At 70.7% G+C, this 23,200-nt stretch carries 8 protein-coding genes; all 8 read left to right on the top strand.

The window, feature by feature from the left end; all coding sequences use genetic code 11:
* Nucleotides 1-72 precede the first annotated feature (72 nt).
* The 8 genes from ACIQMX_RS35895 to ACIQMX_RS35860 all read left to right on the top strand — a co-directional run bounded on the left by ACIQMX_RS35895 (nucleotide 73) and on the right by ACIQMX_RS35860 (nucleotide 23,080).
* On the top strand, nucleotides 73-15,822 hold the full coding sequence (locus tag ACIQMX_RS35895; RefSeq protein WP_402484389.1) for a non-ribosomal peptide synthase/polyketide synthase: 15,750 nt from the start codon (nucleotides 73-75) through the stop codon (nucleotides 15,820-15,822).
* A 63-nt stretch (nucleotides 15,823-15,885) separates the two neighbouring features.
* Entirely contained in the window at nucleotides 15,886-16,101 is a 216-nt protein-coding gene (locus ACIQMX_RS35890) for an MbtH family protein (protein ID WP_363078511.1), read from the top strand.
* 77 nt (nucleotides 16,102-16,178) lie between these two features.
* Nucleotides 16,179-17,009, top strand: coding sequence for an alpha/beta hydrolase (locus ACIQMX_RS35885; RefSeq protein WP_363078513.1), 831 nt, complete (start codon nucleotides 16,179-16,181; stop codon nucleotides 17,007-17,009).
* 195 nt (nucleotides 17,010-17,204) lie between these two features.
* Entirely contained in the window at nucleotides 17,205-18,146 is a 942-nt protein-coding gene (locus tag ACIQMX_RS35880) for a TauD/TfdA family dioxygenase (protein WP_363078515.1), read from the top strand.
* A 133-nt stretch (nucleotides 18,147-18,279) separates the two neighbouring features.
* Nucleotides 18,280-19,449: a 4-hydroxyphenylpyruvate dioxygenase gene (gene hppD, locus ACIQMX_RS35875; RefSeq protein WP_402484386.1), complete on the top strand. Its 1,170-nt coding sequence runs from the start codon at nucleotides 18,280-18,282 to the stop codon at nucleotides 19,447-19,449.
* A gap of 38 nt (nucleotides 19,450-19,487) precedes the next feature.
* The gene (locus ACIQMX_RS35870) at nucleotides 19,488-20,603 is read left to right on the top strand and encodes an alpha-hydroxy acid oxidase (RefSeq protein ID WP_402484384.1); all 1,116 of its coding nucleotides are present in this window, start codon (nucleotides 19,488-19,490) and stop codon (nucleotides 20,601-20,603) included.
* A 14-nt stretch (nucleotides 20,604-20,617) separates the two neighbouring features.
* On the top strand, nucleotides 20,618-21,940 hold the full coding sequence (locus ACIQMX_RS35865; protein WP_402484382.1) for a PLP-dependent aminotransferase family protein: 1,323 nt from the start codon (nucleotides 20,618-20,620) through the stop codon (nucleotides 21,938-21,940).
* A gap of 42 nt (nucleotides 21,941-21,982) precedes the next feature.
* Nucleotides 21,983-23,080: a prephenate dehydrogenase gene (locus ACIQMX_RS35860; RefSeq protein WP_363078523.1), complete on the top strand. Its 1,098-nt coding sequence runs from the start codon at nucleotides 21,983-21,985 to the stop codon at nucleotides 23,078-23,080.
* Nucleotides 23,081-23,200: the final 120 nt, after the last annotated feature.

Genomic DNA, 23,200 nt, shown 5'->3' with positions numbered 1-23,200 from the left:
TGCTCGTCGCTATTGCTGCCTGCTCTATTACCGGTGGCGGCATAAAAGACAAATTGCGGTCCGGTGGGAGACATGGCAGTGACGCGACAGCCACGTAAGATCGAAGACATCTACCCGCTGTCTCCCCTCCAGGAAGGCATGCTCTTCCACAACGTCCTCGACGAGGGGACGGGACCGGACGCGGACGATGCCACCGATGTGTACGTGGCTCAGGTGGCGACGGACTTCGAGGGCGCGCTCGACCCCGACGCCCTGCACGCGGCCGCCGACGCGCTGCTCCTGCGCCACCCGAACCTGCGGGTCGCGTTCCGCCAGCGCAAGTCCGGTGAGTGGGCCCAGCTGGTGCTCCGTGATGTCACCGCGCCGTGGCGGACCCTCGACCTCCGGTCGGCTCCGGCCGAGGAGCGCGCGGCGCTGGCCGAGCAGGCGGCCCTGGAGGACCGCGACCGGCGGTTCGACCTCGGGCAGGCCCCGCTGGTCCGCTTCACACTGCTCCGCCTCGGCGAGCAGCGCTACCGCTTCCTCCTCACCAACCATCACATCCTGCTCGACGGCTGGTCGATGCAGATCGTGATGCGGGAGCTGTTCGGGCTCTACCTCGCCAAGGGTGACGCGTCGGAGCTGCCCCGGGTACGCCCGTACCGCGACCACCTGACCTGGCTCGGCGCGCAGGACACCACCGAGGCGCGCGCGGCCTGGGCCGACGCGCTGGCAGGGCTGGAGGAGCCCACCCGCGTCGCCTCACTGGGTGTGGAGCATCCGCCGATGGTGCCCGAGCACGTGCTGTTCGGCCTCGACGAGCGGGAGACCGCGGCGCTGACGGCCTTCGCCCGCGAGCACGGGCTCACCCTCAACACCCTGGTGCAGGGCGCCTGGTCGCTGCTGCTGTCCAGGATGACGGGCCTGGACGACGTGGTGTTCGGCGTGACCGTGTCGGGCCGTCCGCCGGAGCTCGACGGTGTCGAGGACATGGTCGGCCTCTTCATCAACACCCTTCCCCTGCGGCTGCGGCTGCGTCCCGACGAGCCCTTCTCGGCGCTCCTCGGCAGGCTCCAGGAGGAGCAGGCCCTGCTGCTGGCCCACCAGCATCTGGGGCTCTCGGAGATCCAGCGGATCGCCGGGCTCGGCGAACTCTTCGACACGTCCATGGTGTTCGAGAACTACCCGCTGGACGCCGGGGACATGAACCAGGCGTCCGGCGGCCTCAAGGTCCTGCGGACCGTCGGTTACGACGCCACGCACTATCCGCTCGGTCTCGTGGCGATGCCCGACACGACCCTGCGCTTCCAGCTCGACCACCGCCCGGACGTCTTCGACACCGCGGCGGCGGTCGCGCTCGGCGAGCAGCTGCTGCGTACGCTGCGGCTGCTCCTCACCGCTCCGCAGACGCCGGTCGGCCGCATCGACGTACTCGACGCCGAGCAGACCCGGCGCATGCTCGTCGACTGGAACCGCACCGAGCTGGACATGCCGGCCGGGCTCCTGCCCGAGCTCTTCGAGGCCCAGGTGGCCCGTACCCCGGACGAGACGGCCGTCGTCTTCCAGAACACCACCGTGACCTACCGTGAGCTCAACGGCCGGGTCAACCGGCTGGCCCGGCTGCTCGTCGAGCACGGGGTCGGCCCCGAGGACATCGTGGCCGTGGTGCTGCCGCGCTCGGTGGACTCCGTCGTCGCGCTCCTCGCCGCCATGAAGGCCGGAGCCGTCTATCTTCCGGTCGACCCCACCTACCCGGCCGAGCGCACCTCGTTCATGCTGACCGACTCGGCACCCGCCCTCGTGGTGACCTCCGGCGAGGCCGCCTCCCGGGTGAGCGTCCTCGACGGCTCCGGCGTACCGGTGCTCCGCCTCGACGACCCGGAACTCCGGGCGGCACTCGCGGCGCGGCCGGCCACCGACCTGCCGGTTGTCCGGGCGACCCGCGACAACGGCGCGTACATCCTCTACACCTCCGGTTCCACGGGCCGGCCCAAGGCCGCGCTGATCAACCACTCCAGTCTCACCAACCTGCTCCACCACCACCAGGCCGAGGTACTCGCGCCGGTGGTGGAGTCCGTCGGCGGCAGACGCCTGCGCATGGCGCACACCGCGTCGTTCTCCTTCGACGCCTCCTGGGGGCTCTTCCTCTGGATGGCGGCCCACGGCCACGAACTCCATCTGATCGACGACGAGGGCCGGCACGACCCCGAGGCGTTCGCGCGCCAGGTGGACGAACACCGCATCGATGTCGTCGACATGACGCCCTCCGAGTGCCAGCACCTGATCGCAGCGGGCCTGCTGGACGACGGCCGGCACCACCCTGCCCTGATCGTCCTCGGCGGCGAGGCCATCGGCGAGGCACTGCGCGGGCAGCTGACGTCGACCGAGGGCCTGACGGGGTTCAACTTCTACGGTCCGACCGAGTGCACCGCCGACAGCGTCACCGGTGTCGTCCGCGAGGGCAGCCCGGCCGAGATCGGCACGCCCGTGTCCAACGCGCAGGTCTATGTGCTCGACTCGGCGCTGCGCCCGGTGCCGGCCGGTGTGCCGGGTGAGCTGTACGTCGCCGGCGCGGGTGTGGCCCGCGGCTATCTGGGGCGTCCCGGGCTGACCGCCGAGCGCTTCGTCGCGAACCCGTTCGGACCGGCGGGCTCCCGTATGTACCGCACCGGCGATGTGGTCCGCTGGACGGCCGCCGGGCTGATCGAGTTCATCGGCCGCGCCGACAACCAGGTCAAGGTGCGCGGTTTCCGTATCGAGCTCGGCGAGATCGAGTCGCTGCTCGGGGCGCACGCGTCGGTGGCGCAGTGTGCCGTGATCGTCCGCGAGGACCAGCCCGGCGACAAGCGGCTCGTCGCCTATGTGGCGCCCTCGGGCGATGCGGCAGCGGATGCCGCCGAACTGCGGGCGTTCCTCGCGGACCGGTTGCCGAACCACATGGTTCCGGCGGCCGTGGTCGAGCTCACCCGGCTTCCGCTGACGCCCACGGGCAAGCTGGACCGGCGTGCCCTGCCCGTCCCCGACTACGCGGCCTCGACGGCGGCCGCCCGCCGGCCCCGCACCCCGCAGGAGGAGATCCTGTGCGGGCTGTTCGCCGATGTGCTCGGCCTGGAGCGGGTCGGCGTCGACGACAGCTTCTTCGACCTCGGCGGCCACTCGCTCCTCGCCACCCGTCTCGTCTCCCGCGTCCGCACCGCACTCGGCGTGGAACTCCCGGTCCGGCGGCTGTTCGAGGCCCCGAGCCCGGCTGCGCTGGCCGAGGGCCTCACGTCCGCCGGCACGGCACGGGCCGGTCTGGTGTCGGGTCCGCGTCCTGAGCGGGTCCCGTTGTCATTCGCCCAGCGACGCCTGTGGTTCCTCCAGCAGTACGAGCCCGGCAGCTCCCTCTACAACATCCCGGTCGCCCTGCGCCTGACCGGAAACCTGGACACCACCGCCCTCGAAACAGCACTCGCCGACCTCGTGGAACGCCACGAATCCCTGCGCACCGTCTTCCCCCAGGACGACGAAGGCGGCTACCAGGTCATCCTCAAGGACGCCCGGCCCCAGCTCCACCACATCACCACCAGCCCCGACCACCTCGACGCCGAACTCGCCGAAGCCGTCACCCACGGATTCGACCTCGCCACCCAAACCCCCCTCCGCGCCACCCTCCTGACCACCGCACCGGACACCCACGTCCTGCTCCTGGTCATCCACCACATCGCCGCCGACGGCTGGTCCCTCACCCCGCTCGCCCGCGACCTCACCACCGCCTACACCGCCCGCACCACAGGCAACGCACCCACCTGGACACCCCTGCCCGTCCAGTACGCCGACTTCACCCTCTGGCAACGCGACATCCTCGGATCGGAAACCGACCCCACCAGCCCCATCGCACAACAGCTCGCCCACTGGCAGAACACCCTGGCCGATCTCCCGGCCGAACTCGAACTGCCCACCGACCGACCCCGCCCCACCACCCCCACACACCACGGCGGCACCATCGAGTTCCACATCCCCAAGGAACTCCACACCGGCATCACCCACCTGGCCCGCGAACAACAAGCCAGCGTCTTCATGGTCCTCCAAGCCGCACTCGGCATCCTCCTCAACCGCCACGGCGCAGGCACCGACATCCCCATCGGCTCACCCATCGCCGGCCGCACCGACGACGCCGTCGAAGACCTCGTCGGCTTCTTCGTCAACACCCTCGTCCTGCGCACCGACCTCACCGGCAACCCCACCTTCACCGAACTCCTGGGGCGGGTCCGGCAGACCGACCTCGCCGCCTACAGCAACCAGGACGTCCCCTTCGAACGACTCGTCGAAATCCTCAACCCCGAACGCTCCACCGCACGCCACCCCCTCTTCCAGACCATGCTCTCCCTGCACAACCAGGATCAGGGCGAAGCGGCCACGTCGCTGGGCGAGTGGCCGGGGGTCAGCGTTTCGGACCAGACCATGGGTTCCGACGCGGCCCGGTTCGACCTCGCCTTCAACCTGGGCGAGCAGCACGGGCCGGACGGCGTCGAGGCGGGTATCGGAGCGGTCCTGGAGTTCAGCCTGGATCTCTTCGACGCGGGAACGGCCGAGGCGTTCTGCGAACGGTTCGTCCGCGTGCTGAGCACCGTGATCGCCGAGCCCGGGACGCGTGTCGGACAGGTGTCCCTTCTCGCGCCCGGCACACGCCGGCTGCTGCTGGAGGAACGGAACGCCACCGCCCGGTCCTTCGCGGGTGACGCGGACGTGGTCACCCTCTTCGAGGCGAGGGCGGAGGCGGCCCCGGACGCGGTGGCCGTCGTCTTCGAGGACACCGCCGTCACCTACGCGGAGCTGGAGGAGCGGGCCGCCCGGCTCGCAGGCTCCCTGATCGAGCGGGGGGTCGGCCCCGAGCAGTACGTCGCGGTCGCCCTGCCCCGTTCCGTGGACCTCGTCGTCGCGCTCCTCGCCGTACTCAAGACCGGTGGCGCCTACCTGCCGCTCGACCTGGGGTACCCGGCCGACCGGGTCGCCCACATGCTGAGCACGACCCGGCCCGTCCTCACCCTGGACGCGCAGACGCTGCCCGCACTGCTCGACGGTGAGCGCGCCCCGAGCGTCCCGGCGGATCCCCGCGCTGCCGCGTACGTCATCTACACCTCCGGATCCACCGGCCGCCCCAAGGGCGTCGTCGTCTCCCGAGCCAACCTGGCCAACCTGCTGCTCGACATGGCCGAGCGCGTCGGATTCACGCCGGACGACCGTCTGCTGGCGGTCACCACCGTCGGCTTCGACATCGCCGGACTCGAACTCTTCACGCCGCTGGTGTCCGGCGCCACCGTGGTCCTCGCGAGCCGTGACCTCGTCCTCGACCCGGCCGGGCTGCGTGACGCGGTCACGGGGCAGGGCATCTCCGTGATGCAGGCGACCCCCAGCCTCTGGCGTGCGGTGGTGTCCGACGCGGGCGACTCGCTGCGCGCAGTACGCGTCCTGGTCGGCGGCGAAGCCCTGCCCACCGACCTCGCCGCACAACTCACCTCGGCTGCCGCATCGGTCCTCAACGTCTACGGACCCACCGAAACCACCATCTGGTCCACCACCGCCCCCATCACCCCCGACACCCCGGTCACCATCGGCCGCCCACTCTCCAACACCCGGGTATACGTCCTCGACGACGGCCTCGGCCCGGTCCCCGCCGGGGTCCCCGGCGAGCTGTACATCGCCGGGGACGGCGTCGCCCGCGGCTACCTCGACCGCGCAGGCCTCACCGCAGAGCGCTTCGTCGCCGACCCCTACGGCCCCGCCGGAACACGGATGTACCGCACCGGCGACATCGTCCGCTGGACCGACAACGGCGACCTCACCTACCTTCGCCGCGCCGACGACCAGGTCAAGATCCGCGGACACCGCATCGAACTCGGCGAGATCGAAACCGTCCTCACCACCCTGGACGGCGTCGCCCAGGCAGCCGTCATCGTCCGCGACGACCGCCTCATCGCCTACCTCACCGGCGACTCCCCCAATACCACCACCATCCGCAACCACGTAGCCGACGCCGTCCCCGACTACATGGTCCCCGCCGCCTTCGTCACCCTCGACGCACTCCCCCTCACCGCCAACGGCAAGCTCGACCGCAAGGCCCTGCCCGACCCCGAGTTCACCACCGCCCCACAGAGCCGCGCCCCCCGCACCCCTCAGGAAGAAATCCTCTGCGGACTGTTCACCGAGGTTCTCGGGGTCTCCGGCATCGGGATCGATGACAGCTTCTTCACGCTGGGCGGGCACTCGCTGCTCGCCACCCGGCTCGCCTCCCGCATCCGCACCGCACTCGGTGTCGAACTGCCCGTGCGCCGGCTCTTCGAGGCGCCCACGGTCGCCGGGATCGCCACGGCACTGCGGGGCGCGGACGCGGCCCGTGACGCGGTGACCGCCGGACCGCGCCCGGCGCGTGTCCCGCTCTCCTTCGCCCAGCGGGGGCAGTGGTTCCTGCACCGCCTCGAAGGCCCCAACGCCACGTACAACCTTCCGGTCGCCCTGCGTCTCACGGGCCCCCTCGACCACGCGGCGCTGCGCGACGCGCTCGCCGACGTCGTGGACCGGCACGAGGTGCTGCGTACCGTCATCGCCGAGGACGGCGAGGGCGCCCATCAGGTGGTTCTGGCCGCCGCCGAGCCGCCGCTGACGGTCGAGCGGGTCGCCCCCGACGCGCTGCGGGACGCCCTGCGCACTGCGGCGGGCCACACGTTCGACCTCACGGCGGAGTTCCCGATCCGGGTGACGCTGTTCGAGACCGGGCAGGACGATCACGTACTCCTGCTCCTGATCCATCACATCGCGGCCGACGAGTGGTCGTTCGGCCCGCTGGCCCGGGATCTGACCGCCGCCTACGCGGCCCGCGCGGCAGGGAACGCACCGGCCTTGCCGCCGCTGCCCGTCCAGTACGCGGACTTCACCCTCTGGCAGGGCGAGGCGCTCGGCTCCGAGGACGACGCCGACAGCCTCACCCGTCGCCAACTGGACTACTGGGAGGAGGCGTTGGCCGACCTCCCGACCGAGCTGGAGCTGCCGGCCGACCGGGCCAGGCCTGTCACGCCGTCCCATCGGGGCGGGTCCGTCGGGTTCGAGGTGTCGCAGGCGCTGCGCGCACGCATCGAGACGGCGGCCCGTGAGCACCGCGCGAGCACCTTCATGGTCGTGCAGGCCGCACTCGCCGTGCTCCTGTCCCGCCTCGGCGCGGGCACCGACATTCCCATCGGCTCCCCCGTCGCGGGCCGGACGGACGATGCGGTCGAGGACCTCGTCGGCTTCTTCGTCAACACGCTCGTCCTGCGTACGGACCTGTCCGGCGACCCGACCTTCGCCGAAGTCCTGGAGCGGGTCCGGCAGACCGACCTCGCCGCCTACAGCAACCAGGACGTCCCCTTCGAGCGGCTCGTCGAGCTGCTGAACCCGGAGCGTTCCGCCGCCCGGCACCCGCTCTTCCAGGTGCGGCTGGTGGTGCAGAACGCGGATCCGCTCGGTTCCGTGGGCGGCGCCCTGGCCCTGCCCGGGCTCACCGCGTCCGCCGTGCCGACCGAGGACGCGGGCGCCAAGTTCGACCTGTTGTTCCGGCTCTACGACAAGCCCACGGGCGGCATGGGCGGCGTACTCGAATACAGCGCCGACCTGTTCGACGCCCCCACGGCCCGGACGCTCGGCGAGCGCCTCCTGCTGGTGCTCGACGCGGCACTGGCCGATCAGGACCGACGCATCGGCCGGATGGACGTGCTGACCCCGGCCGAGCGGCACCAGGTCCTGCACGAGTGGAACGACACGGCACATGACGTGGCACCCGCGAGCGTGGTGTCACTCTTCGCGGCCCAGGCCTCCCGTACTCCGGACGCCCCCGCGGTCGTCCACGCCGGCACGTCCCTGACGTACGCCGAACTCGACGCACGCAGCGACCGTCTCGCCCGGCTCCTGGCCGAACGCGGCGTCGGCCCCGAGCGGTTCGTGGCGGTGGCGCTGCCCCGGTCCACCGAACTGATCGTGAGCCTGCTCGCGGTCCTGAAGGCGGGCGGCGCCTATCTGCCGCTCGACCTGGAGTACCCGGCGGAGCGGCTGCGCTACATGCTGGCGGACACCGCGCCCGTCCTCGCCCTGACCAATGACGAGTGGTCCGGCCTGGTGCCGGGTGTCGAGGCGCTGTTCCTCGACGCGGCGCAGACGCAGGCCGCCCTGGCACCGTCGGCCGCTGCGGCGGACGGTGCGGGGCCGACCGGTCCGGTGTCGCCGCGGAACCCCGCGTACGTCATCTACACCTCGGGCTCGACGGGCCGGCCCAAGGGCGTGGTCGTCGAGCACCGCTCGGTGGGCGCCTACCTCCAGCGGGCCCGGCACGCCTATCCGGACGCGGCGGGCGGCTCGCTGCTGCATTCGCGGATCGCCTTCGACCTGACCGTCACCGCGCTGTACACGCCGCTCGTCTCGGGCGGCTGCGTACGACTCGCCGAGCTCAGCGAGGAGCCGGCCGGTGCCGCTTCCCGCCCGGCCTTCATGAAGGCGACCCCGAGCCACCTGCCGCTGCTCGACACGCTGCCCGACACGGCGTCGCCGTCCGGCACGCTGATCCTCGGAGGTGAACAGCTCCTCGGCGAGAAGCTCGCCGAGTGGCGGGAGCGACACCCCGGCGCGACGGTCGTCAACGCGTACGGTCCGACGGAAGCCACCGTCAACTGCACGGACTTCACGCTCGCCCCGGGCGCGCCGACCCCGTCCGGTGCCGTGCCCATCGGCCGCCCGTTCTGGAACACCCAGGCGTACGTCCTCGACGCGGGCCTCCAGCCCGTGGCCCCCGGAGTGACGGGCGAGCTCTACATCGCCGGCACCGGCCTCGCCCGTGGCTACCTGGGACGCCCCGACCTGACCGGCGAGCGCTTCGTGGCCAACCCGTACGGAGCGGCCGGCTCCCGGATGTACCGCACGGGCGACCTCGCCCTGTGGGCCGTCGAAGGACAGTTGCAGTACGCGGGCCGCGCCGACCAGCAGGTCAAGCTGCGCGGGTTCCGGCTCGAACTCGGTGAGATCGAGGCTGTGCTGCTCGCCGCCGAGGGCGTCCGGGAGGCCGTCGTGGTGGTCCACGAGGACCCTGCGGGCGACCGGAGCCTCGTCGCGTACGTGGTCGCTGCGGCCGGGGCCGACGTGGCGCCGGGACTGCTGCGTGCGTACGCCGAGCGGCAGCTCCCGGACTACATGGTGCCGTCGGCTTTCATGCCGCTGGACGCGCTGCCCCTCACGCCCAACGGCAAGCTGGACCGGCGCGCCCTGCCCGAACCGGTGCACGGCGCCGACTCCGAGGCGCCGGACCTGCTCGCCGCACACGGCTCGCACAACCCGTGGGAAGAAGCCATCGGCGGGCTGTTCGCCGATGTGCTCGGCCTGGAGCGGGTCGGCGTCGACGACAGCTTCTTCGACCTCGGCGGCCACTCGCTCCTCGCCATCCGACTGCTCGCGCGGGCACGTTCGGTGCTCGGCATGGAGCTGTCGGTCCGCGACATGTTCGACCACCCGACGGTGTCCGGGCTGGCCAAGCTGATGACGGTGGCGGGCCGCTCGGGTCAGGGCCTGGTGTCGGGTCCGCGTCCTGAGCGGGTCCCGCTGTCGTTCGCCCAGCGACGCCTGTGGTTCCTCCAGCAGTACGAGCCCGGAAGCTCCCTCTACAACATCCCGGTCGCCCTGCGCCTGACCGGAAACCTGGACACCACCGCCCTCGAAGCTGCGCTGGCCGACGTCGTGGAACGCCACGAATCCCTGCGCACCGTCTTCCCCCAGGACGACGAAGGCGGCTACCAGGTCATCCTCAAGGACGCCCGGCCCCAGCTCCACCACATCACCACCAGCCCCGAACACCTCGACGCCGAACTCGCCGAAGCCGTCACCCACGGATTCGACCTCGCCACCCAAACCCCCCTCCGCGCCACCCTCCTGACCACCGCACCGGACACCCACGTCCTGCTCCTGGTCATCCACCACATCGCCGCCGACGGCTGGTCACTGACCCCACTCGCCCGCGACCTCACCACCGCCTACACCGCCCGCACCACAGGCAACACACCCACCTGGACACCCCTGCCCGTCCAGTACGCCGACTTCACCCTCTGGCAACGCGACATCCTCGGATCGGAAACCGACCCCACCAGCCCCATCGCACAACAGCTCGCCCACTGGCAGAACACCCTGGCCGATCTCCCGGCCGAACTCGAACTGCCCACCGACCGACCCCGGCCCACCGCCCCCACGCACCAGGGCGGCACCATCGAGTTCCACATCCCCAAGGAACTCCACACCGGGATCACCCGCCTGGCGCGCGAACAACAAGCCAGCGTCTTCATGGTCCTGCAAGCCGCACTCGGCATCCTCCTCAACCGCCACGGCGCAGGCACCGACATCCCCATCGGCTCACCCATCGCGGGGCGCACCGACGACGCCGTCGAAGACCTCGTCGGCTTCTTCGTCAACACCCTCGTCCTGCGCACCGACCTCTCCGGCGACCCGACCTTCACCGAACTCCTGGGGCGGGTCCGGCAGACCGACCTCGCCGCCTACAGCAACCAGGACGTCCCCTTCGAACGACTCGTCGAAATCCTCAACCCCGAACGCTCCACCGCACGCCACCCCCTCTTCCAGACCATGCTCTCCCTGCAGAACGTCGACCCGACCGCGACGACCGGGGACGGGCGGTTCGCGGATCTGCGCGTGAGCGCCATGAACGCCGACAGCGCGGTGGCGAAGTTCGATCTGCTGCTGGCGGTGCAGGAGTTGCACGCTGCCGACCAGGCCGATGCGGGCGGGATGCGGGCGGTCCTGGAGTTCAGTGCGGATCTGTTCGATGTGCGGACGGCCGAGGTGCTGTGCGAGCGGTTCGTGCGAGTGCTGGACACGGTCGTCGCCGCACCGGACACGCAGGTGTCGCGGATCGACGTACTGGAAGAGGCCGAACGCGCACGGGTCGTCGAGGAGTGGGGAACGGGACCCGTCCCGGCAGCCGGCACGGCCGACGCCGATGTGATCGGGCTGTTCGAGGCCCAGGCAGCCGCAACTCCGGACGCAGTGGCACTGGTATTCCAGGACACCCGTCTGACCTACCGGGAACTGAACGCCCGCGCGGACCGCCTGGCCCGCGCCCTCGCGGAAAACGGAGCGAAGCCGGAGACGTTCGTCGCGGTGGCACTGCCCCGTTCCGTGGACCTCGTCGTCGCACTCCTCGCCGTCCTCAAGACCGGCAGCGCCTACCTGCCCATCGACCTGGACTTCCCCACCGACCGCATCGCCTTCATGCAGGCCGAAACCGAACCCGTCCTCCTCCTGGACCAGACACTCCTCACCTCCCTCAACGCCCAAGAACCCTCCGCACAGGTGTCACTGCCAACCCACACCACCGGCACGACAGCCGCGTACGTGCTCTACACCTCCGGATCCACCGGCCGCCCCAAGGGCGTCGTCGTCTCCCGCGCCAACCTGACCAACCTGCTCACCGACATGGCCGAGCGCGTCGGATTCACGCCGGACGACCGTCTGCTGGCGGTCACCACCGTCGGCTTCGACATCGCCGGACTCGAACTCTTCACGCCGCTCGTGTCCGGCTCCACCGTCGTCCTCGCACCCCCCGGCCTCGTCCACGACCCCGCCGCCCTACGACGGACCCTGGATCAGGAAGGGGTCACCGTGATGCAGGCGACCCCCAGCCTCTGGCGTGCGGTGGTGTCCGACGCGGGCGACTCACTGCGCGCAGTACGCGTCCTGGTCGGCGGTGAAGCCCTGCCCACCGACCTCGCCACACAACTCACCACCGCAGCCGCATCGGTCCTCAACGTCTACGGACCCACCGAAACCACCATCTGGTCCACCACCGCCCCCATCACCGGCCAGGACACACCCGACATCGGCCGCCCGCTCAACAACACCCAGGTGTACGTCCTCGACGACCACCTCGGCCCCGTCCCAGCCGGGGTCCCCGGCGAGCTCTACATCGCCGGCGACGGCATCGCCCGCGGCTACCTCAAGCGCGCAGGCCTCACCGCAGAGCGCTTCGTCGCCGACCCCCACGGCCCCGCCGGAACACGCATGTACCGCACCGGCGACATCGTCCGCTGGACCGACAACGGCAACCTCCAATACCTCCGCCGCGCCGACGACCAGGTCAAGATCCGCGGGTTCCGCATCGAACTCGGCGAGATCGAAACCGTCCTCACCACCCTGGACGGCGTCGCCCAGGCGGCCGTCATCGTCCGCGACGACCGCCTCATCGCCTACGTCACCGGCACCCCAGATATCGCAGCGGTACGCGCCGAACTGTCCAGGGCCGTCCCCGACTACATGGTCCCGGCCGCCTTCGTCACCCTCGACACCCTGCCCCTCACCGCGAACGGCAAGCTCGACCGCAAGGCCCTGCCGGAGCCCGAGTTCAGCACCACCACCCAGAGCCGCGCCCCCCGCACCCCCCAGGAAGAAATCCTCTGCGGACTGTTCGCCGACATCCTCGGCCTGGAACAGGTCGGGATCGACGACAGCTTCTTCGACGTCGGCGGACACTCCCTGCTCGCCACCCGCCTCGTCTCCCGCATCCGCACCGCGCTCGACGCCGAGCTCTCCGTACGCCAGCTCTTCGAGACCCCCACCGTCCTCGGCCTCGCCGAAGCCCTCACCGGCGCTTCCACCGCCCGCACCGCGATCACCGCAGGACCCCGCCCCGATCAGATCCCCATGTCGTTCGCCCAGCAGCGGCTCTGGTTCCTCCACCAGTACGAGCCCGGCAGCTCGCTCTACAACATTCCGGTCGCCCTGCGCCTGACCGGAGCCCTGGACACCACCGCTCTCGAAGCTGCGCTGGCCGACGTCGTGGAACGCCACGAATCCCTGCGCACCGTCTTCGCGGGCAGCGACCAGGGCGCCTACCAGGTCATCCTCGACGGAGCGTCCGCGCGGCCAGGATTCGCTGTCGTACCGACCTCCGTCGCCCAGCTCGACGACGACCTCGTCGCCGCCGCACGCCACGGGTTCGACCTGACGGCGGAGGTACCTCTGCGTGCGACCTTGTTCGCGCTCTCCCCGGATGAGCACGTGCTGCTGATCCTGGTCCATCACATCGCCGCCGACGGCTGGTCCCTCACCCCACTCGCCCGCGACCTCACCACCGCCTACACCGCCCGCACCACAGGCAACACACCCACCTGGACACCCCTGCCCGTCCAGTACGCCGACTTCACCCTCTGGCAACGCGACATCCTCGGATCGGAAACCGACCCCACCAGCCCCATCGCACAACAGCTCGCCCACTGGCAGAACACCCTGGCCGACCTCCCGGCCGAACTCGAACTGCCCACCGACCGACCCCGCCCCACCACCCCCACACACCACGGCGGCACCATCGAGTTCCACATCCCCAAGGAACTCCACACCGGGATCACCCGCCTGGCGCGCGAACAACAAGCCAGCGTCTTCATGGTCCTGCAAGCCGCACTCGGCATCCTCCTCAACCGCCACGGCGCAGGCACCGACATCCCCATCGGCTCACCCATCGCCGGCCGCACCGACGACGCCGTCGAAGACCTCGTCGGCTTCTTCGTCAACACCCTCGTCCTGCGCACCGACCTCTCCGGCAACCCGACCTTCACCGAACTCCTGGGGCGGGTCCGGCAGACCGACCTCGCCGCCTACAGCAACCAGGACGTCCCCTTCGAGCGGCTCGTCGAAGTCCTCAACCCCGAACGCTCCAGCGCACGCCACCCTCTCTTCCAGATCATGCTCAACCCGAACGTGACCTCGCAGTCGGTCGTGGGTGAGCTGGAGTTCGGCGGCCTCAAGGTGGAGCAGCAGCCGGGAGGAACAGGGGCTTCACGCTTCGATCTCTCTCTGTCCTACGCGGAGTTGGAGCAGGCCGGCGGAATCGGTGCGGCTCTGGAGTTCAGTGCGGATCTGTTCGATGTGCGGACGGCCGAGGTGCTGTGCGAGCGGTTCGTGCGAGTGCTGGACGCGGTCGTCGCCGCACCGGACACGCAGGTGTCGCGGATCGACGTACTGGAGGAGGCCGAACGCGCACGGGTCGTCGAGGAGTGGGGAACGGGCCCTGTCCCGGCAGTCGGCACGGCCGACGCCGATGTGATCGGGCTGTTCGAGGCCCAGGCAGCCGCAACTCCGGACGCAGTGGCACTGGTATTCCAGGACACCCGTCTGACCTACCGGGAACTGAACGCCCGCGCGGACCGCCTGGCCCGCGCCCTCGCGGAAAACGGAGCGAAGCCGGAGACGTTCGTCGCGGTGGCACTGCCCCGTTCCGTGGACCTCGTCGTCGCACTCCTCGCCGTCCTCAAGACCGGCAGCGCCTACCTGCCCATCGACCTGGACTTCCCCACCGACCGCATCGCCTTCATGCAGGCCGAAACCGACCCCGTCCTCCTCCTGGACCAGACGCTCCTCACCTCCCTCAACGCCCAAGAACCCTCCGCTCAGGTGTCACTGCCGACCCACACCACCGGGGACACGGCCGCGTACGTGCTCTACACCTCCGGATCCACCGGCCGCCCCAAGGGCGTCGTCGTCTCCCGCGCCAACCTGACCAACCTGCTCACCGACATGGCCGAGCGCGTCGGATTCACGCCGGACGACCGTCTGCTGGCGGTCACCACCGTCGGCTTCGACATCGCCGGACTCGAACTCTTCACGCCGCTCGTGTCCGGCTCCACCGTGGTCCTCGCACCCCCCGGCCTCGTCCACGACCCCGCCGCCCTACGACGGACCCTGGACACCGAGCGGGTCACCGTCATGCAGGCGACCCCCAGCCTCTGGCGTGCCGTGGTGTCCGACGCGGGCGACTCACTGCGCGCAGTACGCGTCCTGGTCGGCGGTGAAGCCCTGCCCACCGACCTCGCCACACAACTCACCACCGCAGCCGCATCGGTCCTCAACGTCTACGGACCCACCGAAACCACCATCTGGTCCACCACCGCCCCCATCACCGGCCAGGACACACCCGACATCGGCCGCCCGCTCAACAACACCCAGGTGTACGTCCTCGACGACCACCTCGGCCCCGTCCCAGCCGGGGTCCCCGGCGAGCTCTACATCGCCGGCGACGGCATCGCCCGCGGCTACCTCAAGCGCGCAGGCCTCACCGCAGAGCGCTTCGTCGCCGACCCCCACGGCCCCGCCGGAACACGCATGTACCGCACCGGCGACATCGTCCGCTGGACCGACAACGGCAACCTCCAATACCTCCGCCGCGCCGACGACCAGGTCAAGATCCGCGGACACCGCATCGAACTCGGCGAAATCGAAACCGTCCTCACCACCCTGACCGGCATCACCCAGGCAGCCGTCATCGTCCGCGACGACCGCCTCATCGCCTACCTCACCGGCACCCCAGATGTCGCAGCGGTACGCGCCGAACTGTCCAGGGCCGTCCCCGACTACATGGTCCCCGCCGCCTTCGTCACCCTCGACACACTCCCCCTCACCGCCAACGGCAAGCTCGACCGCAAGGCCCTGCCCGACCCCGAGTTCACCACCACCACGCAGAGCCGCGCCCCCCGCACCCCCCAAGAGGAGCTGCTCTGCGCAACCTTCGCCCAGGTCCTCGGCGTTCCCCAGGTCGGAATCGATGACAGCTTCTTCGACCTCGGCGGCGACAGCATCCGGTCGCTCCAGCTCGTCTCCCACGCCATCCGCGAAGGCATCGTCTTCACGGTGAAGGACGTGTTCGAGCAGCGCACCGTGGCCGGACTCGCATCCATCGCGCAGGTGGGCGCCCTGCCCGGCGCGCCTGCGGCGGATTACGACGCCGACGCCTCACTCACCGGGCTGAGCCAGGACGAGCTGGACCTCCTCCAGGCCGAGTGGGAGTCGTAGACCTCCCGGCAGCCTTCACCCGACAAGCAGTCCCAGCCACCGAAGCAACAGGGAGCAGAAGAGATGTCCAACCCCTTCGAGGACCCCGAGGGTACGTACCACGTACTGGTCAACGACGAGCTGCAGCACTCGCTGTGGCCGGTGTTCGCCGACGTGCCGGAGGGCTGGACGGTCGCTCTCGCGGACAGCGGCAGGCAGGCCTGCCTCGACTTCATCAATGAGCAGTGGACCGACATGCGGCCGAACAGCCTCGTGCAGGCGATGAACTCCACCCCCTGACGCCCGTCCCGCGCCCCACCCCTCACCCCCCACGGCAGCACCAACCACCTACGCATCCCAGAGCGAAAGAGATCGCCATGCCAATCGTTCCGGTCAACGGAATTCGTCTGAGTTACGAGGACTCCGGTGGTACCGGCGAGCCCGTCGTCATGGTGATGGGGTCGGGCGCCACCGGCCGGGCGTGGCACCTGCACCAGGTTCCCGCGCTGGTCGACGCGGGCTATCGGGTCATCACTTTCGAGAACCGCGGGATCGCCCCCAGTGGCCCCTGCGCCGACGGGTTCACCATCCAAGACATGGTGAACGACGTCGTCTGCCTGATCGGGCACCTCCGTCTGGAGGGCTGCCGGCTCGTGGGGACCTCTCTGGGTTCGTACGTCGTCCAGGAACTGGCCCTGCGGCGTCCTGATCTCGTGCAGAGCGCCGTGCTCCTTGCCACCCGGGGGCGGGTGGATGCCATGCGCCGGGCGCTGACGCGGGCGGAGATCGAGCTGTACGACTCCGGGGTGCGGCTTCCTCCGAAGTTCGACGCGGTGGTCCAGGTGATGCGGAATCTGTCGCCGCGCTCGCTCCTGAACGACGTGGAGGTGAGCGATTGGCTGGAGGTTCTGGAGGCCACGTCCGGGAACGTCGCCGGGGAGCGTGCGCAGCTGGGCCTCGATCCGACTCCGTCGCGCCTGCCCGCGTACCGGAGCATCACCGTCCCGTGTCATGTCATCGCGTTCCAGGACGACCTGGTCACGCCGCCCGAGCTGGGGCGTGAGGTGGCCGAGGCGATTCCGGGGGCCTCCTTCGAGGTCATTCCCGGATGCGGTCACTACGGATATCTGGAGGATCCGGACTCGGTGAACAAGGGCATCATCGAGTTCTTCCGGACCGTCTCGGACCGACTGACCGTCCGGCGCTGATCACCGTCGGCGCTGGTCATCGTCCGGCGCCGACCGCCGTTCGGCACTGATCCCGGTTCGGCACTGATCCCGGTTCGGTGCTGATCGCCGTTCGGTCCGGTCATCGTTCGGTCCGGTCATCGTTCGGGCCGGTCGCCCGTCCGGGGGCCGGTGGCGTGTTTCGCATTTTCCTTCCCTGAGCCAATTGAGGTCCCCATGAGTAAGCAGCACGGCTGGAAGCCGCTGGAGATCACCGCGGATGAGGCCGGTGTCGAATCGACTCCGGCGGGTCTGGCCGAGTTCCTGGCCGACACCGACAAGATCAGCAGCATGCTCATCGCCGAGAAGGCGCTGGTGTTCCGCGGTTTCCAGGTCTCGGAGAGCACACTCGAACCGGCGATGGACCTTCTGCTGCCCAACCGGCTCGCCTACGTGCACGGCAACTCGCCGCGCAGCAAGGTGGGCAGCAACATCTACACCTCGACGGAGTACCCGCCCGAGCTGACGATCTCCATGCACAACGAGCTGTCGTACGCGCACGCATGGCCGTCCCGGCTGCTGTTCTTCGCGGCGCACGAGCCGACGACGGGCGGGGCCACGCCGGTGGTGGACGGCACGCTGTGGCTGGAGTCGCTGGATCCGGCGATCCGTGAGGCCTTCGCGGGCGGTGTCCGCTACTCGCAGAACCTGCACGGCGGCCGAGGGCTGGGCAAGAGCTGGCAGGACACCTTCGAGACCGATGACCGGGCGGAGGTCGAGGCCTTCCTCAAGGGCACGGAGGCCGAGTGGGAATGGCGCGGGGACGGCGGGCTGCGGGTCACGCAGCTGCGCCCGTCGACCGTGCGGCACCCGGTGACGGGAGTCGAGGTGTGGTTCAACCAGTCCGATCAGTGGCACCCGGCCGCGCTCGGTGACGAGATGGCGGCCGAGCTCGCGCAGATCCTGCCCGAGGAGGAGCTGCCGCAGTCCGTGCGGTTCGCCGACGGGAGCGCGATCCCGGACGAGTACGTGATCGAGGTGCGGGACAAGGGGCTCGACGCGGCGGTCGACGTCGACTGGCACACCGGTGACCTCCTGCTCATCGACAACGTGCTGGTGGGCCACGGGCGTCGGCCGTTCACCGGTCCCCGCCGGATTCTGGTCGCCATGTCCGACTGACGGCCCGGGTGCCCGCCGCGCCGCCGGCGGGCCCGGCCCGGCGGGCCCGGCCCGGCGGGCCCGGCCCGGAACGCCACGGACCTGCTTGCTGAACCCCCTGCTCCCCGCTCCCCTACACGAGAACAGGATCACCATGTCCTCAGCACCGGCCTCGGAACCGACCTCCGAACCGACCTCCGACGCGATATCGACCGCCCCCGCGGCGCCCGGCACCGCAGGCACCGGCCACCTCGACGGTCTGCGCCTCGACCACGTCGAGCTGTACGTCAAGGACCTCGACGCCAAGGTCGGTCACTGGGTCGACAGCTACGGATTCACGGTGGTGGGCACCGCGGGCTCCCCCGAGGAGGGGTTCCGCAGTGCCGCGCTGCGTCAGGGCCGGATCTCCTTGGTCCTGACCGAGGGAGTCAGCGACGAGCACCCCGCGTCCCTGTACGTGCTCAGCCACGGGGACGGTGTCTCCGCCATCGCCCTGCGTACGGATGATGTCGCGGCCGCCCACGCGGAGGCCGTCGGGCGGGGTGCGCGGTCGTTGGCCGGGGTGGCCGGCCACCAGGGAGGCGGGGTCCTCGCGACCGCGACCGTGGGGGCGTTCGGAGATCTGACGCACCCGCTGGTCGAGCGGGAGGCCTCCGACACCGCCGGGCTGCCGGCCGGCTTCCGGCCGGTGGAGCACGCGGAGGCGTCCGACCGCGGCGTGGGGCTGCTGGAGATCGACCACTTCGCCGTGTGCGTGAACATCGGGGAGCTGGATCCGACGGTCCGCTTCTACCAGGACGTCCTGGGCTTCTCGGAGATCTTCGAGGAGAGGATCGCCGTCGGTACGCAGGCCATGCTGTCGAAGGTGGTGCAGAGCCCGTCCGGCGAGATCACCTTCACCATCATCCAGCCCGACCCGTCGGCCGACGCCGGCCAGATCGACGAGTTCCTCAAGAACCACGACGGTGCGGGCATCCAGCACATCGCGTTCTCCAGCGACGACGCGCCCCTCACGGTCCGCACACTGTCGGAGCGTGAGGTCGGCTTCCTGAAGACACCCGCCGCGTACTACGAGCTGCTGGGGCAACGGCTCTCGCTCCAGAAGCACTCGCTGGACGAGCTGCGTGAGCTGAACCTCCTCGTCGACGAGGACCACGGCGGCCAGCTGTTCCAGATCTTCACGCGCTCGACGCACGCCCGGCGCACCCTGTTCTTCGAGGTCATCGAGCGGATCGGCGCCGAGACCTTCGGCAGCTCCAACATCAAGGCGCTGTACGAGGCGGTCGAGGTGGAGCGGCAGCGCGAGATCGGGCTGACGCGGTGAGCGGTGGCACGGCGAGCGGTGGCACGGTTCCGGCAGCGGTGAGCATCGGTGAGGTGGAGCAGGCCGCTGCCGCCGTGCTCCCCCGGCCGGTCTGGGACTTCGTGTCCGGTGGCAGTGGTGCCGAACTGACACTCGCGGCCAACCGTACGGCTCTGGACCGCGTCCGGCTGGTTCCGCGTGCCCTGCGGGACGTCTCGGCGTGCTCGACTGCCTCGACGCTCCTGGGCCGTGACGTGGCGATGCCGGTGGCCACGGCACCGATCGGATACCACCAGCTGGTCCACCCCGAGGGCGAGCTGGCGGCGGCCCGTGCGGCGAAGGACGCCGGAATCCCGTTCACCGTGGGGACGTTGAGCAGTTTCCCGTTGGAACAGGTCGCCGCGGTGGGCGCCACCACGTGGTTCCAGCTCTACTGGCTGCGCGACCGCGCCCTGGCGTACGAGCTCGTGCGCAGGGCCGAGGACGCCGGCTGCTCGGCCCTGGTCCTCACGGTCGATGTGCCGTGGATGGGCCGGCGGCTGCGGGACGTACGCAACGGCTTCTCGCTGCCTCCCGAGGTCCGGGCCGCCAACTTCGCCGTGGACACGGCTTCCGAGGCGCACCGTGCGGTTCCTGGCGCATCGGCCCTCGCCTCGCACACCAGCACGGCGTTCGCGCCGTCACTGAGCTGGGCGGACGTGCGGGAGCTGCGGTCCCGGACGGAGTTGCCCCTGATCGTGAAGGGCATCCTCGATCCGGACGACGCCGTGCGCGCCGCCGAATGCGGTGCGGACGCCGTAGTGGTGTCCAACCACGGCGGGCGCCAGCTGGACGGCGCGATCCCGGCCGTCGACGCGCTCGAAGCGGTGTGTGCCGCGATCGACGGGCGCATCGAGGTACTGGTGGACAGCGGATTCCGCAGCGGCGTCGATGTGCTGAAGGCGCTGGCGCTCGGCGCGAGCGGAGTCCTCGTGGGCCGGCCGCTGCTGTGGGGGCTCGCGGCGGGCGGCGAGGCCGGGGCGCGCGCGGTACTGGGTCTGCTGGCGGCGGAGCTGCGCGACGCCCTCGGTCTGGCGGGCTGCGCGAACGTGAGCGACGCGGGCCGGCTGCGTACCGGCAGAGGCCCGTTGCCGGTGGGCCGGGCGACGAAACATGACGAAGGGATCCCGCGGTGACCACGCTGCCGACCGTGACGACCGAATACGCTGACGCGGGCGCCGCCCGGCTGAGCACCGCGCACCTGCACGGCTCGCTGGAGGACCCCGCGCTGGGGTCCATGAACTTCCTGAACGAAATCGCCCATCTCCACCCCGGCGCGATCTCGTTCGCGCCGGGCCGGCCCTTCGAGGGCTTCTTCGAGACCGGGCAGGTCCACGACTACCTGCGCCGCTTCGAGCAGTACCTGAGGGAGGAGAAGGGCTACGGCGACGAGGAGGTGCGGCGCACCTTCTTCCAGTACGGGCGCACCAACGGCATCATCCACGAGCTGATCGCCGACCACCTCCGGGCGGACGAGGACATCTCGGTGCCCGCCGGGTCCGTGGTCGTCACGGTGGGCTGCCAGGAGGCGATGTTCCTGGTGCTGCGCGCCCTGCGCAGGGACGACCGCGACGTCGTGCTGGCCGTCTCGCCGAGCTACGTCGGTCTGAAGGGCGCGGCCCGGCTGGTCGACATGCCAGTGCTCGAAGTTGCGGGCGGCCCGCACGGGGTCGACCTGGACAGCCTCGCGGCCACGGTCCGTGAGGCGCGCGCGAACGGGCTGCGGCCACGCGCCTGCTACCTGGTGCCCGACTTCTCCAATCCGGCCGGCACGAGCATGGACCTGGAGACCCGGCAGGCCGTCCTGGCCTTCGCGGTCCAGGAGGACCTGCTGCTCCTGGAGGACAACCCGTACGGCTACTTCAGTGCGGACGGCGTACGGCTGCCCACGCTGAAGGCCCTCGACACGCACCGCCGGGTCGTCTATCTGGGGTCGTTCGCCAAGACCGGTCTGCCGGGCGCCCGCATCGGGTTCGCGGTGGCCGATCAGAGCGTGACGGGCGCGGACGGCGAAGTGGGGCTGTTCGCCGACCAGCTCTCGAAGATCAAGAGCATGGTCACGGTCAACACCTCGCCCATCGCCCAGGCGGTCATCGCCGGCAAGCTGCTCACGTACGGGAACAGTCTCCTGAAGGCCAACGAGCGGGAGATCGCGGTGTACCGGGGCAACCTGGAGCGGCTCCTCGCGGGGCTGCGCCGGCACTTCCCGGCGGACGGCGGTTCGGGAGTGCGCTGGAACACGCCGCGCGGTGGCTTCTTCCTCGTGCTGGACGTGCCGTTCCCCGCCGACGAGAAGCTGCTCGAAACATCGGCCCGTGACTACGGCGTGCTGTGGACGCCCATGCGGTACTTCAGCACGGAGGACACGGCGGAACGGCAGATCCGGCTGTCGTACAGCCTGGTCACTCCGGAACAGATCGACGAAGGGCTCGAAAGGTTCGCCGCGCTGGTGGCGGACCGTCCCAACGGCTGACCGGCCGCATTCCCGACGTCTCGAAGTGGAGTCCCGTTTCCCATGCGCACCGCAGTCATAGCCGGAACCGGCCTGATCGGCACGTCCATCGCCCTCGCTCTGCGCGAGCGGGGCATCACCACGTATCTGGCCGACGCCGATCCCGCCGCGCTGCAGACCGCCGAGGCGCTCGGCGCCGGGCGGGCCGAGGAGCCGCGCGAGGTGGCGGACATCGCGATCCTCGCGGTGCCTCCGGTCCAGGTGGCGCCGGTGCTCGCGATGCTGCAGAAGCGGGGAACGGCCCGGTTCTACACGGATGTCGCGAGCGTCAAAGGCCTGCCGGGCGAGCGGATCGAGGCGCTGGGATGTGACATGACGTCCATGGTGGGCGGGCATCCGCTGGCCGGGGGTGAGCGGTCGGGGCCGCTGGCCGCGCGCGCCGATCTCTTCGAGGGGCGCCCCTGGGTGCTGGTGCCGTCCGCCGTCACCAGTGATTCGGCGCTCAACTGCGCCTTGGAACTGACGGCGTTGTGCGGGGCCACGCCCGTGCTGTTCGACGCCGAGGACCACGACCGTGCGGTGGCGCTCGTGTCGCACGCCCCCCATCTGATCGCGAGCCTTGCCGCGGCCCGTCTCCTGGACGGGAACGAGTCGGCGCTGCGCCTGGCCGGGCAGGGGCTGCGCGATGTCACCCGCATCGCGGGGGGCAGCCCGGCGCTGTGGACGGACATCCTGTCGGCGAACGCGGGGCCGGTCGCCGATGTGCTGGAGGCCTTCGCCGGCGATGTGCTCGAAGCGGTGGCGGCGCTGCGGCGGTCCGCCGAGGGACGTGGCGGTGAGCCGGAACTGTCCGAGGCGTTGCAGCGCGGGGTGGACGGGCGGGCCAGGATCCCCGGCAAGCACGGGGTTCCCGATGCCGCGTTCACGGCGGTGGAGGTCTCCGTGGGGGACAGCCCCGGAGAACTGGCCCGGCTGTTCACCGATGTGGCGGCGGCCGGGGCCAACATCGAGGACATCGGCATCGACCACTCGGCGAAGCAGCTGCTCGGGCGGGCGAGTCTCGCGGTGGCCGCCGGTACGGAACACGCGCTCGCGCAGGAACTGCGGCATCGGGGCTGGGCGGCGCAGTCCTCGAACTGGCCGGGCGGCCAGGGCGAATAGCCGCCGGCGCGGCCGGGGGGGGGGGGTGGGGGGGGGCCCCCCCCCCCGGGGGGGCGCCCCCCCCCCCCCCCCCCCCCCCGCCGCGGGGGGGGGGGGGGGGGGGGGTGTGGGCGGGTGGCC

This window comes from Streptomyces sp. NPDC091416 (assembly GCF_044756845.1).
Classification (GTDB): Bacteria; Actinomycetota; Actinomycetes; order Streptomycetales; family Streptomycetaceae; genus Streptomyces.
This window is presented reverse-complemented; position numbering and strand designations above follow the sequence as displayed.